The sequence below is a fragment of the Xenorhabdus sp. SGI240 genome (assembly GCF_040081915.1).
Lineage (GTDB): Bacteria > Pseudomonadota > Gammaproteobacteria > Enterobacterales > Enterobacteriaceae > Xenorhabdus > Xenorhabdus bakwenae.
In genome coordinates this window covers 1-13640 of the sequence record NZ_JBEBMB010000028.1, presented here as the reverse complement: position 1 = coordinate 13640, position 13640 = coordinate 1, and the positions used below count along the sequence as shown (strand labels likewise).

Genomic DNA, 13640 nt, shown 5'->3' with positions numbered 1-13640 from the left:
AATTCATGTTGGGGAGGCAGTATGAAACCCCGATGTACTCATCGGGGTGACAGGCAGTGAAAATTAACCCGCATTCAAGCAAAAATGCGCCACAAGTTGTGAAAGTAGCGTTCTTGTTGGCTCAATAAATGCCATATCTAAAAATTCATCAGGCTGGTGCGCTTGTTCAATTGATCCCGGCCCCAAGACCAATGTCGGGCACAACTCCTGAATAAAAGGTGCTTCTGTACAGTAGTTGACGGTATCCGCTTTCGTTCCCAGCAGTTTTTCAATTACACCCACCAATTTATGGTCTGTTGGGCATTCATAACCCGGAATCGGGGGATGGAGTTCCGTTACGTTCAGGCGACCAGGCCAGCGCTGTTTGACCGGTTCCAGAGCGTCATTCAGCAATTCATGCAAATCCTGCAAAGTCAATCCGGGAAGCGGGCGGATATCCATATGCAGCTCGCAGCAGGCACAAATACGATTTGCAGCATCACCGCCATGAATATGGCCGAAATTCATGGTTGGATAGGGAATGATGAAGGCCGGATTGTGATAGCGTTCTTGTAAGGTGTGGCGTAGTTTTATGAGCTGGGTAATGGATTCGTGCATCAGATCAATGGCATTGACACCTCGTGCTGGATCACTGGAATGCCCTGATTTTCCTTCAATGCGGATAGTCTGGGCTATATGCCCTTTATGGGCGCGGATTGGCTGTAATGATGTGGGTTCGCCAATGATGGCAAAATCAGGCCGAATATGGGCATTGGCAGCAAAGTAACGTGCACCTGCCATTGATGTTTCTTCGTCAGCGGTGGCCAGAATATAAAGGGGATGTGATAGTTTACTGACATCGATATCCCGTAACGCATCAACGATAAAGGCAAAAAAACCTTTCATATCAGCCGTTCCAAGCCCATATAACTTGCCATTGCGTTCGGTCAGTGTGAAGGGATCTTGTGTCCAGCGCCCAGCATCAAAAGGAACGGTATCCGTATGACCACACAGTAGTAACCCTCCCGAACCACTGCCCAATGTTGCCAGCAGATTGAATTTACCTCGCGTTTCAGGAACGCCTTGAATTTCAATGGCAAACCCGATCTCTTTTAGCCATTCCGCCAGCAGATTGATAACAACTTCATTGCTTTGATCGAGTTCAGCATCAGTTGCACTGATAGAAGGTGCCGCAATGAGCTGATGATATAATTTAATAAAAGACGGTAATTTAAGATTCACTGTTGACAGCCCTTACTCATAATAGTATCAATATTAATGCAGATTTATTGCATATAAATTCAGTAAAGTCATTGAATTAATATTATTGGGTTAATACTATAAGGTGAATAAATCCCATGTTGAATACGCTGATAGTTGGTGCCAGTGGTTATACCGGAGCTGAGTTAGCAGCATATCTGCAACGTCATCCCTATGTCCATCTCTCCGGCTTGATGGTTTCTTCTCAAAGTTTAGATGCAGGGAAATGTTTTTCAGAACTTCATCCACAATATCAGGGTATTGTGGATTTGTCCTTACAGCCGCTGACTGATGTGAGTGAAGCGGCAAAAGGGATTGATGTGGTCTTTCTCGCCACAGCCCATGAAGTCAGCCATGATATTGCCCCGATATTTCTGGCAGCAGGTTGTATCGTGTTTGATTTATCGGGAGCCTATCGTGTACAAAATACACAGTTCTATAAAAAATACTACGGGTTTGAACATAAAAATACGCTGTGGTTGGAGCAAGCGGTATATGGATTAGCCGAATGGCAAGCAGAAAAAATCAGGCAAGCGCAATTGATTGCTGTTCCCGGTTGTTACCCTACTGTTTCCCAACTTTCCTTGAAACCGTTGCTTGAACAAAATTTATTAGATACAGAACATTGGCCTGTTATCAATGCGATCAGTGGTGTCAGTGGTGCTGGCCGGAAAGCATCGATCACCAATAGTTTCTGTGAAGTGAGTTTGCAACCGTATGGGATTTTTAACCATCGTCATCAACCTGAAATCACCGCCCATTTAGGTACAGAGGTGATTTTTACCCCCCATTTGGGCAATTTCTCACGCGGTATTCTTGCCACAATTACCTGTAAATTGAAATCTGGTGTGACAGAAGCACAAATCAGGGAAGCTTATCAACAGGCCTATCATGATAAGCCGTTGGTGCGGTTATATAGCAAAGGAGTTCCCGCGTTGAAAGCTGTTGTTGGTTTGCCATTCTGCGATATTGGTTTTGCTGTTCAGGGGCAACACCTGATCATCGTAGGGGCTGAGGATAATTTGTTGAAAGGGGCAGCGGCACAAGCAGTACAGTGCATGAATATTCGTTTTGGGTATGAAGAAACTCAGGCACTACTTTAATTTCTAACCTACAGAGATGAATACCGACAGAGGATAAATCCGATGGAGCCGTTAGTTATCAAGTTGGGTGGTGTGTTATTAGACAGTGAAGAGGCGCTGGAACGGTTATTTACTACATTACAGTTATACCGAAAAAACCATAAACGTCCACTGGTCATTGTACACGGCGGTGGTTGCTTGGTTGATGAGTTGATGCAGCGATTACAGATGCCGATTTTGAAGAAACAAGGTCTGCGGGTGACGCCAGAGGATCAAATCGACATTATTACAGGGACGTTAGCCGGCACTGCCAACAAGAAATTGCTGGCGTCGGCAACAAAATATCGTTTGCCTGCGATCGGATTATGTCTGGGTGATGGGGGAATGGTTAAAGTTTCTCAACTTGATGAAGAGCTTGGTCACACTGGAAAGGCTCAACCAGGAACGCCTGATCTCCTGAAAATTTTGCTGGATGTGGGCTATATGCCGGTTATCAGCTCAATTGGTATCACTGGGCAGGGTGAATTGATGAATGTGAATGCCGATCAAGCGGCGACAGCCATCGCACAGGTGCTGAATGCAGATTTGATCTTGTTGTCCGATGTCAGCGGTATTCTGGATGGGAAAGGGAAAAAGATCCCAGAAGCCACGGCAGAGCAGATCGGGCAGCTTATCGATCAAGGCATTATCACTGATGGCATGATAGTGAAAGTGAATGCGGCGCTGGAAGCGGCAAAAACACTCGGACAACCCGTGGATATAGCGAGTTGGCGTCATGCAGATCAATTGATTGCATTATTTAATGGCATACCGATTGGCACACGAATTTTGGCATAAACAAAAATTAAAAAGGTTACCCCTATGACTAAAAGCATTAAGAAAATCGTTTTGGCATATTCAGGTGGTTTGGATACATCCGCCATTATTCCGTGGTTGAAAGAACATTATGGCAATTGTGAAGTGATTGCGTTTGTCGCTGATGTTGGCCAAAGTCGTGAAGATCTGGACGGTGTGGAGCAGAAAGCATTACGTTCCGGTGCTTCCGAATGCCATGTCGTTGATCTGCGCGAAGTGTTTATCAAAGAGTATGTTTATCCTGTGCTGAAAACCGGCGCTCTGTATGAGGGAAGCTATCTGCTTGGTACGTCAATGGCTCGTCCAATTATTGCTAAGGCGCAGGTGGAGCTGGCACTGAAAGTAGGCGCGGATGCCGTCGCCCACGGTGCAACAGGTAAAGGCAATGATCAGGTTCGGTTTGAAAGTACTTATACCGCGTTGGCACCATATCTGAAAGTTGTCGCTCCGTGGCGGGAATGGGATCTGCGTTCCCGTGAAGCGCTGCTGGATTATTTGAAGGTTCGTGATATCCCGACAACCGCAACGCGGGAGAAAATTTATAGCCGTGATGAAAACGCCTGGCACATTTCAACCGAAGGTGGGGTTCTGGAAAGTACGTGGAATGCTGCTGATAAAGATTGTTGGGTGTGGACAGCCGAACCAGAAGAGGCACCGAATGAACCGGAATATATCACGGTGACGATTGAAAGGGGTGAGGTGGTTGGCGTGAATGGTCAGGCGCTTTCACCTTATCAATGCCTTGCTGAGTTAAATAAGTTGGGAGCCAGGCACGGCATTGGCCGGATCGATATCGTAGAAAACCGTTTAGTCGGCATGAAATCCCGCGGTTGTTATGAAACACCGGGGGGAACCATCATGATGGAAGCACTGCGCGGCATCGAACAACTGGTTTTAGATCGCGATAGTTTCAAATGGCGTCAACAACTGGGGCTGGAAATGTCTTATGTGGTTTATGACGGCCGTTGGTTTGCGCCATTGCGTCAATCAATTCAAGCGGCAGCTGAAATTTTAGCGGCCAGTGTCAGCGGTGAAGTTGTCCTGAAACTTTATAAAGGGCAGGTAACAGCAGTGCAGAAAAAGTCAGCCAATAGCCTCTATTCTGAAGAGTTCGCCACTTTTGGCGAGGATGAAGTTTACGATCATCGCCATGCAGAAGGGTTTATCCGCCTCTATTCGCTTTCTTCACGTATTCGTGCACTGAGCAGCAAAAAGTAATTTTAGGGTTATTAATTCTTGGTAATCAGCAAGTAGAAAAAACAGGAACGATATTATGGCACTTTGGGGTGGACGTTTCAGTCAGGAAGCCGATCAGCGGTTCAAGCAATTCAATGATTCACTGTGTTTTGATTATCGTTTGGCGGAGCAGGATATTATTGGCTCGGTTGCATGGTCAAAAGCGTTGGTGACGGTGGGGGTGTTAACTGCCGAAGAGCAGCAAAAGCTGGAGCTGGCTTTAAATGCGTTACTGGATGAAGTGCGAACCAACCCCAAGGCCATTTTGCAAAGCGATGCGGAAGATATTCATAGTTGGGTAGAAGGGCAACTTATCACGAAAGTGGGCGATTTGGGGAAGAAACTCCATACGGGACGCAGCCGTAATGATCAGGTCGCAACTGACCTGAAGTTATGGTGTAAAGATCAGATCGTCCACATTCTGAAAGCATTAGATGAGTTGCAACAAGCGTTGGTATTCACTGCTGAAAATAATCAGGATGCAGTCATGCCAGGTTATACCCATTTACAGCGGGCGCAACCTGTCACTTTTGCCCATTGGTGTCTGGCTTATGTGGAAATGCTGAGTCGTGATGAAAGCCGATTGCAGGATGCATTAAAGCGGTTGGATATCAGTCCATTGGGATGCGGGGCGCTGGCAGGAACGGCTTATGATATTGATCGTGAGCAACTGGCGTCATGGCTCGGTTTTGCTTCAGCGACACGCAATAGTCTGGATAGTGTTTCGGATCGTGATCATGTTTTGGAGCTACTGTCAGATGCGGGCATTAGTATGATCCATCTTTCGCGTTTTGCTGAGGATTTAATTTTCTTTAATAGCGGAGAGGCCGGCTTTGTTGAATTGTCGGATCGGGTAACTTCCGGCTCTTCCTTGATGCCACAAAAGAAAAACCCGGATGCGTTGGAACTTATCCGTGGCAAGTGTGGACGGGTGCAAGGGGCATTGACGGGGATGATGATGACGTTAAAAGGGCTTCCTCTCGCCTACAATAAAGATATGCAGGAAGATAAGGAAGGCTTGTTTGATGCACTGGATACCTGGCTGGATTGTTTGCATATGGCGATACTGGTGTTAAATGGCATTCAGATAAAACGCCCCCGTTGCGAGGAAGCCGCAAAGCAAGGATATGCTAATGCGACTGAGCTGGCTGATTATCTGGTCGCAAAAGGTGTTCCGTTCCGCGAGGCACACCACATTGTTGGTGAAGTTGTTGTTGCGGCAATTGACAGAGGTAAGGCGCTGGAAGAGCTTTCTCTATTTGAATTGCAAAAATTCAGCAACGTCATTGCGGTGGATGTCTATGATGTTTTATCGTTGCAATCGTGTTTGGACAAGCGACGGGCAAAAGGGGGGGTAGCGCAAGAACAAGTGAAGCTAGCGATTGCTCAGGCCAGGCAGCGAGTTAGCTAAAAACATCAATAATCACACGCAGTTGATAGTTTTTTCCCCTCGTGGATATAATGATTTATTGGTCAATACTATCATTGATATCAAATGCTGAGGTTGGGAATGAATATCCGCGATCTAGAATACCTTGTAGCACTTGCAGAATACCGGCATTTTCGCCGAGCCGCTGATGCTTGTCATGTCAGCCAACCGACACTGAGCGGGCAAATCCGCAAACTGGAAGATGAGCTTGGCGTGATGCTGCTGGAACGCACTAGCCGCAAGGTATTGTTTACCCAACAGGGAATGTTGCTAGTGGAACAGGCCAAAACCGTTTTGAGGGAAGTGAAGGTTTTGCAGGAAATGGCCTCCCTTCAAGGTGAAAGTATGTCTGGGCCGTTGCATATCGGTCTTATTCCAACAATCGCTCCCTATCTCCTGCCGCTGATTATTCCTGAACTGCATAAATTGTTCCCCAAATTGGAAATGTACCTGCATGAGGCACAAACCCTAAACTTGTTGGCTCAACTTGATAGTGGAAAGCTTGACTGCGCTATTTTGGCGTTGGTGAAAGAAACCGAAGCATTTATCGAAGTGCCGTTGTTTGAAGAACCCATGAAGCTGGCGGTATATGAGGAGCATAAATGGGCCGGGCGGGACAAAATTAAGATGGGTGAGCTATCCGGCGAGAAGTTATTGATGCTGGAAGATGGGCACTGTTTACGTGATCAGGCGATGGGATTTTGTTTTCAGGCGGGAGCCAAAGAAGATACCCATTTTAGGGCGACCAGTCTGGAAACCCTGCGTAATATGGTCGCAGCGGGCAGCGGCATTACATTATTACCTGATTTGTCAGTGCCGAATGAGAGAAGGCGGGATGGGGTTTGCTATCTGGCGTGTTATGAACCGGAACCTAAGCGGACCGTCATATTGGTTTATCGTCCCGGCTCACCTCTGCGTGGTCGCTATGAGCAATTGGCAGAGGCGATCCGGACTAAAATGGGCAATTATTTTGAAATACCCGGAAAAACATCAAAATAATCGGTTTAGCCCATTGAGTGCCGCAACACGGTAGGCTTCCGCCATTGTTGGATAATTGAAGGTAGTATTAACGAAATATTCGATATTATTGCCTTCACCTTTTTGTTCCATAATGGCCTGACCAATATGAATGATCTCTGCGGCACGTTCGCCAAAACAGTGGATGCCTAAAATCTGTTTTGTCTCACGGTGGAACAGGATTTTGATGCTGCCAACATTCATACCGGCAATTTGCGCTCTTGCCAGATGCTTGAATTGGGCGCGACCCACCTCATAAGGGATTTTCATGGCGGTTAATTGCTGCTCGGTTTTGCCCACCGAACTAATTTCAGGAATGGTATAAATCCCGGTCGGGATATCTTCCACCAGATGCAGATTAGCATTGCCTGTGGTCATCGCTCTTGCAGCGATGCGTCCCTGATCATAGGCCGCAGAAGCCAAACTTGGATAGCCAATAACATCACCCACTGCATAGATGTTTTCATTGTTGGTCTGGTAGACGCGATTGACTTTCAGTAACCCGCGGTTGTCTGTTTCCAGTCCGACATTTTCTAAACCTAGCGTGTCTGTATTACCTGTTCTGCCATTGGCATACAACAGGCAATCCGCTTTGACTTTCTTGCCAGATTTCAGGTGAACAATAACACCATCATCAAGGCCTTCAATTTTTTCATATTCTTCGTTATGACGGATGACCGTACCACTATTCCAAAAATGGTAGGAAAGGGCATCAGACATTTCTTGATCAAGAAAGGACAGAAGATAATCACGGGTATTGATCAAATCCACCTTAACACCCAATCCACGGAAAATGGAGGCATATTCACAACCAATCACGCCGGCACCATAAATAATGACATGGCGAGGTTCGTGATCCAGCTGCAATATGGTATCGCTGTTATAAATACGGGAGTGGGTGAAATCGACGTCAGGAGGACAGTAAGGACGGGAACCGGTGGCAATGATAATGTTGTCTGCGTTCAAGACATCAACACTATCATCGGTATAACGCACACTTACCCGATGTTCATCAATGAAAGTGGCTTCTCCTGCAAACATTCGACAGCGGTTACGTTCATAAAACCCCTGGCGCATTTTAGTTTGCTGGTTAATCACGACGTCAGCATGGCGCAGAATTTCTGAAAACGAGGAACGAAGAATGCGGGAGTTATCACTGTAGAGAGGATTTTGATTAAATTCGATAATACGACTAACAGCATGGCGGAGCGCTTTCGAGGGGATTGTACCCCAGTGAGTACATCCACCGCCGACATTATTATAACGTTCTATAACAGCAACGTTTTTGCCTTGTTTTACTAACCCCATTGCTGCTCCTTCCCCACCGGGACCAGAGCCAATAACAATGGCATCAAAATGAGTATGTTGCATAGAGGAAAGACCTGTTTTTACACAAAATAACAACGCTATCTTAACATTACTCGACGCAATAACCCAATGAGCATGAGGTTTTTATCTCACTGTTTAGAAATAGATCGGGAAAACATCGAATAATATCTTTAAGAGAACAATCACAGCAAACTTAGCAGAATCTGTTATATTTGCCCGATTAAAGTCGAGATAGATCAGGATTGTTGTGAGTAACGTAACCGGCGTTAGAGCAAAACAGAAAGAAAAAACCCGCCGCTCCCTGATTGAGGCGGCATTTCGCCAACTCAGTGCTGAACGCAGTTTTACCAGCCTTAGCCTACGGGAAGTGGCTCGGGAGGCGGGTATTGCACCAACTTCTTTTTATCGACATTTTCGTGATGTGGATGAACTGGGGCTGACGATGGTCGATGAAAGTGGTTTGATGTTGCGTCAGTTAATGCGTCAGGCACGTCAGCGCATCGCCAAAGGCGGCAGTGTCATCCGTACTTCGGTTTCAACCTTCATGGAGTTTATTGGCAACAATCCTAATGCGTTCCGGCTGTTGCTGCGTGAACGCTCCGGTACATCGGCTGAATTTCGTGCTGCTGTAGCACGGGAAATCCAACATTTTATTGCTGAATTGGCAGACTACCTTGAGCAAGCCAGCCATATGCCCCGCCATTTCACTGAAATACAAGCCGAGGCGATGGTGACAATCGTGTTCAGTGCAGGTGCAGAAGCGCTGGATATTGATGAAGAAAAAAGGCGTCGTCTCGAAGAGCGTTTGGTTTTGCAACTCCGCATGATTTCCAAAGGCGCTTATTATTGGTATCGTCGTGAGCAAGAAAAAAACACTGTCCCTAAAGCGATCCCTAAATCCTCTGAATAATAATGAAAGGAGAATAATACGATGGAACAATACCGCCAAGATAAAAGCACCATGTTGCTGGCTCTTATCGTTGGAATGGCAACACACGGAACTTTCTCAATATTTTTTAATTCATTTGTCCCTTTTTCTATTTTCCCTCTTATTGCCCTGGCACTTTCTTTGTATTGTCTCCACCAACGTTATTTGAATTATCCGATGGCAGACGGATTACCCAAGCTGGCTGTGGGATGCTTCTTTTTAGGTATGTTTGTGTATAACGCCTTTATTCGGATGGAATATCCAGCAATTGGCTCTAATTTCTTGCCTGTCGTTATTGGTACTGTCTTGGTGTTTTGGATCTACCTAAAGATGAAAAAACGCAAGCAGCAAGTAGCGCTCACTTCAGAAAGCCAAAGGTAATCGCTTTTATCGAGAACGATTCAATAAAAAACGCCACAAAGTCAATTGGGTGGCGTTTTGATTTTTAATGACGACTATGTTCTTTTTTCCAGTAGGACACCGCACTCCATATGGTGGGTATAAGGGAATTGGTCAAAGAGTGCCAGTTGGCTGATTTTGTGGGTTTGTGTCAGCGTCTCCAGATTTTGGCAGAGTGTTTCTGGATTGCAGGAAATATAAAGAATACGTGGATACGCTTGAACCATTTTTAGCGTTTCTTCATCCAGTCCGCTGCGCGGTGGATCAACAAAAATGGTTTCACATTGATAACGGCTTAAATCAATGCCTTGCAATCGGTTAAACTCACGCACTCCGTTCATCGCCTGGGTAAATTCTTCCGCTGACATGCGGATAATCTGTACGTTATCAATTTTGTTCGCTGCGATATTAAATTGTGCCGCAGCTACGGAAGGCTTGGCAATTTCTGTCGCTAATACCCGTTCAAAATTCTGCGCCAGCGCCAGGGAGAAATTACCATTGCCACAATACAGCTCAAGCAAGTCACCTTTCGAGCCTTTAGTAATATCAATAGCCCATTCCAACATATGAACATTGATACTGGCATTCGGTTGTGTGAAGCTATTTTCGACCTGACGGTAAATCATCGTCTTACCGGCAACAGACAACGCTTCATCTATATAGTCATGGTCAAGCATGATCTTGGTTTTTGCAGCGCGTCCAATAAGTTGCACATCAAACCCTGCGGCGATGAGTTGAGTACGCAGAGCGGTTGCATGTTCACGCCATTCATCCCCCAGTTTTTTGTGGTAAAGCAGGGAGACAATAATTTTGTTACTGCGGGTAGAAAGGTAATCCACCTGAAACAGTTTATGGCGTAATACGGGATTGTCTTTTACGCCAGCCATGATGGCTTGCATCATTTTATTGATGAGCTGATTGGCCACTGGAAATTGATCAATGCGGATACGCTGTTTGGTCTGCTGATCAAACATAATGTGGTAGAGGTCATCTTCCTCATGCCAGATACGGAATTCTGCGCGCATTCTGTAATGTGATGCCGGGGAACGGAAAACTTCAGGTTCGGGTGCGCTAAAGGGGAGCATCATTCCTTTTAGACGATAAACTTTCTCCGTCAATTGATTTTCATAATTTTCCGTTGGCAAGGCATTCTGCATTATCGGGTTCTCGTATGGTTGCGTTAAGAAAAATTTCCGTGCGGCATTGTAGGGCAAGTGCAAAGGATGTCCAGTTTTCTAGTTTATCCGCGCTTTTTTTGATAGAGGGGCATTCTGGACACGCTAAAGCCTTCATCGTAGCATGACGCTTTATAGTTAATATAGATAGCCAGATACCACACTCATTCTCATCACAAATCTTATGGCAAATAAAAAACAGATTTTTCTATCTGCTGCGTCCGTGGCGATATTTTCTGGTTGGAACCATTTTGCAGTGGCTGACAATCCAGATACGTTGGTGGTTACAGCTAATCGCTTTAAGCAGCCGATTTCTTCAGTGTTGGCGCCAACGACGGTAGTGACTCGTGAAGAGTTAGATCGTTGGCAATCCAGCAGCCTGATGGATGTTTTCCGCCGGTTGCCGGGTATTGATATTGCGCAGAATGGGGGGATTGGGCAGCACTCTTCTTTATTTGTTCGTGGTACGAACTCAAATCATACACTGGTGCTGGTGGATGGGATCCGTTTGAATCAGGCAGGCATTACCGGAGCCGCCGATTTTAGCCAGATCCCAATCTCCATGGTGCAAAGAATAGAATATATCCGTGGCGCACGTTCTGCTGTATATGGTTCTGATGCCATTGGTGGCGTGATCAATATCATCACAAAACGGGAACAACGCGGGGTAACACTGAATGCGGGTATCGGCTCAAACGGATACCAGAACTATAATGGTTCAACACAGCAAAAACTCGGTGAGAATACTTTATTCACTACAGCCGCAGGCTATACCTACACCAAAGGGTTTGATGTGATAGTTGATGGTAAAACGGGGGGATATCGTCAGCCAGATCGTGATGGCTTTATGAGTAAAATGCTGTGGTTGGAAATAGATCATAAAATAAGTGAGCAAATAAGCGGATTTGTCCGAGCCTATGGATTGAATAATCGGACGGCTTATGACGCATGGAACATCGGCGAAGCAGACACTCGCGAACTGTTCAATCGTTCCTATGATGCGGGTATTCAATTTAATCAAGGCCGTTATTCTTCTCAATTCATTGTCAGTTACGGTCATGTCAAAGATTACGATTATGTTCCTAAGCATGGGCGTTATGGCAATAACGCCAGTCTGAGTGATTCCAAACAGTACAATGTGCAATGGGGAAATACGTGGCAGGTTGGTCATGGGGCAATCAGTAGTGGGATTGATTGGAAAAGAGAAGGGGTTGCCGCAGGCTCTAATAACATTCCTGTACAAAAGCATGTTGATAATACGGGACTCTATTTAACTGCACAGCAAAAGGTGCAGAATGTCATTTTAGAAGGTGCTGTACGTTCAGATCACCATTCTGATTATAACTGGAATACGACAGGGCAAATCGGCATCGGCTGGGAATTTGTTGATGGTTATCGTTTTATCACTTCGTATGGAACGGCATTCAAAGCACCAACTTTGAATCAGCTTTATAGCAAATGGGGAAATGAAAACCTTACAGCAGAAAAAAGCAAGCAATGGGAAATTGGAATTGAAGGATTGACCAGGTCACTTAATTGGCGTCTATCTGCTTATCGTAACGATATTGAACAGTTGATAGATTTTGCCAATAATCGCTATGAGAACGGTGATAAGGCAAAAATAAAAGGTATTGAGTGGACGGGAACAATGGAGACTAGCTTATTCCAACATCAACTCACATTACAGTTCACTGACCCGCGTGATGGCCGTGGGCAGCAATTAACTCGCAGAGCTAAACAGCAAGTTAAATATCAATTGGATTGGGACGCTTTTAATGTCGATTGGGGAATAACCTATCAATATATTGGTCGGCGTTATGACCAAGACTATAATGTATATCCTGCGAAAACAGTAAAATTAGCGGGCGTAAGTCTGTGGGATATCAGCGCCGCATATTCGATCACTGACCACCTGACAATCCATGCTAGAATAGCCAATCTGTTTGATAAGCATTATGAGACAGCCTATGGCTATCGCACCCCAGGAAGAGAATACTACCTCACTGGAAGCTACAACTTCTGATTTAAACAAGACCGCCCGTCCAACGATCCTGGTTTTTGATTCTGGAGTGGGTGGTTTATCTGTCTATCAAGAGATTCGGCAACTCTTGCCAGATCTCCACTATATATATGCTTTCGATAATGAAGCATTCCCTTACGGCGAGAAAACGGCGGAAGTCATTGTAGAAAGGGTTGTTCAGATTGTTGATACGATCCAGAAAAAACACCCTTTGGCAGTTGTCGTGATTGCTTGCAATACTGCTAGTACGGTCAGTTTGCCCGCCTTGCGTGAACGTTTTTCTTTTCCTGTGGTTGGTGTTGTGCCTGCGATCAAACCTGCGGCGAAGCTAACCTGTAACCGTGTTGTGGGACTATTGGCGACAAGTGCCACAGTGAAGCGCGACTATACCAAAGAATTAATCGCAAGGTTTGCTACGGATTGCCAGATGTATGCAATTGGCTCTGCTGAATTGGTTGAGTTAGCTGAACGAAAATTACATGGTAAGGACGTTCCTCTAAAAGAGTTAGAGAAAATACTGAAACCGTGGCTAAGAATGAAAGAGCCACCAGATACAGTTATTTTAGGATGTACACACTTTCCTCTGATAGCAGAAGAAATTGCTCAAGTTTTACCGGATGGAACAAGATTGATTGATTCGGGAGCGGCAATCGCTCGCAGAACTGCATGGCTTGTCAAAAATCGGGAAGATTTGTTTTTAACAACAGCGGATAACTTAGCCTACTGCACAAAGATCGAGCCAGAGAGTGAAACATTACATCCCGTTTTACGCGAATTAGGCTTCTTAACGCTGGAAAAACTACCAATTTAAGTGCAATTTGGTGTAATAATCACCGCTTGGTAGTTTTTTTCAAAAAAACTATTGTCAGCGCCGAAAAACACCCTATAATGCGCCCCACTGACCGACGCTGAGCTGAAACAGGCCGCGAAG

General features: G+C 45.5%; 12 protein-coding genes. 9 read left to right on the top strand and 3 right to left on the bottom strand.

Annotated features, from left to right (window positions below; genetic code table 11):
• Nucleotides 1–63: 63 nt before the first annotated feature.
• On the bottom strand, nt 64–1221 hold the full coding sequence (argE, locus tag ABLA76_RS07110; RefSeq protein WP_348987396.1) for an acetylornithine deacetylase: 1158 nt from the start codon (nt 1219–1221) through the stop codon (nt 64–66).
• 116 nt (nt 1222–1337) lie between these two features.
• On the opposite strand from argE, the gene argC reads away from it, so the two are divergent.
• The 5 genes from argC to oxyR all read left to right on the top strand — a co-directional run bounded on the left by argC (nt 1338) and on the right by oxyR (nt 6840).
• The gene (argC, locus tag ABLA76_RS07105; RefSeq protein WP_285808880.1) at nt 1338–2342 is read left to right on the top strand and encodes an N-acetyl-gamma-glutamyl-phosphate reductase; all 1005 of its coding nucleotides are present in this window, start codon (nt 1338–1340) and stop codon (nt 2340–2342) included.
• 42 nt (nt 2343–2384) lie between these two features.
• The gene (gene argB / locus ABLA76_RS07100; RefSeq protein WP_047768595.1) at nt 2385–3158 is read left to right on the top strand and encodes an acetylglutamate kinase; all 774 of its coding nucleotides are present in this window, start codon (nt 2385–2387) and stop codon (nt 3156–3158) included.
• A 24-nt stretch (nt 3159–3182) separates the two neighbouring features.
• Nucleotides 3183–4394: an argininosuccinate synthase gene (locus ABLA76_RS07095; protein ID WP_348987395.1), complete on the top strand. Its 1212-nt coding sequence runs from the start codon at nt 3183–3185 to the stop codon at nt 4392–4394.
• A 55-nt stretch (nt 4395–4449) separates the two neighbouring features.
• Entirely contained in the window at nt 4450–5823 is a 1374-nt protein-coding gene (gene argH, locus ABLA76_RS07090; RefSeq protein ID WP_348987394.1) for an argininosuccinate lyase, read from the top strand.
• A 99-nt stretch (nt 5824–5922) separates the two neighbouring features.
• Nucleotides 5923–6840, top strand: coding sequence for a DNA-binding transcriptional regulator OxyR (gene oxyR / locus ABLA76_RS07085; RefSeq protein WP_348987393.1), 918 nt, complete (start codon nt 5923–5925; stop codon nt 6838–6840).
• On the opposite strand, the gene sthA is transcribed toward oxyR, so the two are convergent.
• The gene (sthA, locus tag ABLA76_RS07080; protein WP_348987392.1) at nt 6832–8229 is read right to left on the bottom strand and encodes a Si-specific NAD(P)(+) transhydrogenase; all 1398 of its coding nucleotides are present in this window, start codon (nt 8227–8229) and stop codon (nt 6832–6834) included. The two genes, oxyR and sthA, sit on opposite strands and share 9 nt — an antisense overlap.
• Nucleotides 8230–8434: 205 nt before the next feature.
• Between sthA and fabR the strand changes: the two genes are divergently transcribed.
• On the top strand, nt 8435–9097 hold the full coding sequence (fabR, locus tag ABLA76_RS07075; RefSeq protein ID WP_348987391.1) for an HTH-type transcriptional repressor FabR: 663 nt from the start codon (nt 8435–8437) through the stop codon (nt 9095–9097).
• Nucleotides 9098–9118: 21 nt separating this feature from the next.
• Nucleotides 9119–9496, top strand: coding sequence for a YijD family membrane protein (locus ABLA76_RS07070; protein WP_348987390.1), 378 nt, complete (start codon nt 9119–9121; stop codon nt 9494–9496).
• Nucleotides 9497–9570: 74 nt separating this feature from the next.
• On the opposite strand, the gene trmA is transcribed toward ABLA76_RS07070, so the two are convergent.
• The gene (gene trmA / locus ABLA76_RS07065) at nt 9571–10671 is read right to left on the bottom strand and encodes a tRNA (uridine(54)-C5)-methyltransferase TrmA (protein WP_047768582.1); all 1101 of its coding nucleotides are present in this window, start codon (nt 10669–10671) and stop codon (nt 9571–9573) included.
• 202 nt (nt 10672–10873) lie between these two features.
• Here trmA and btuB point away from each other — a divergent pair, with 202 nt between their 5' ends.
• A complete protein-coding gene (btuB, locus tag ABLA76_RS07060) occupies nt 10874–12712 on the top strand; it encodes a TonB-dependent vitamin B12 receptor BtuB (protein ID WP_348987389.1) in 1839 nt (612 codons plus the stop codon).
• The gene (gene murI / locus ABLA76_RS07055) at nt 12657–13520 is read left to right on the top strand and encodes a glutamate racemase (protein ID WP_285808871.1); all 864 of its coding nucleotides are present in this window, start codon (nt 12657–12659) and stop codon (nt 13518–13520) included. Before btuB ends, murI begins: the two co-directional genes overlap by 56 nt.
• Nucleotides 13521–13640 lie beyond the last annotated feature (120 nt).

What these genes read in the sequence shown, in the direction of transcription:
- argB (WP_047768595.1), top strand. Translation starts at nt 2,385, where the DNA reads ATGGAGCCGTTAGTTATCAAGTTGGGTGGTGTGTTATTAGACAGTGAA.
- trmA (WP_047768582.1), bottom strand. Translation starts at nt 10,671, where the DNA reads ATGCAGAATGCCTTGCCAACGGAAAATTATGAAAATCAATTGACGGAG.
- argH (WP_348987394.1), top strand. Translation starts at nt 4,450, where the DNA reads ATGGCACTTTGGGGTGGACGTTTCAGTCAGGAAGCCGATCAGCGGTTC.
- murI (WP_285808871.1), top strand. Translation starts at nt 12,657, where the DNA reads ATGGCTATCGCACCCCAGGAAGAGAATACTACCTCACTGGAAGCTACA.
- oxyR (WP_348987393.1), top strand. Translation starts at nt 5,923, where the DNA reads ATGAATATCCGCGATCTAGAATACCTTGTAGCACTTGCAGAATACCGG.
- ABLA76_RS07070 (WP_348987390.1), top strand. Translation starts at nt 9,119, where the DNA reads ATGGAACAATACCGCCAAGATAAAAGCACCATGTTGCTGGCTCTTATC.
- btuB (WP_348987389.1), top strand. Translation starts at nt 10,874, where the DNA reads ATGGCAAATAAAAAACAGATTTTTCTATCTGCTGCGTCCGTGGCGATA.
- ABLA76_RS07095 (WP_348987395.1), top strand. Translation starts at nt 3,183, where the DNA reads ATGACTAAAAGCATTAAGAAAATCGTTTTGGCATATTCAGGTGGTTTG.
- argC (WP_285808880.1), top strand. Translation starts at nt 1,338, where the DNA reads ATGTTGAATACGCTGATAGTTGGTGCCAGTGGTTATACCGGAGCTGAG.
- sthA (WP_348987392.1), bottom strand. Translation starts at nt 8,229, where the DNA reads ATGCAACATACTCATTTTGATGCCATTGTTATTGGCTCTGGTCCCGGT.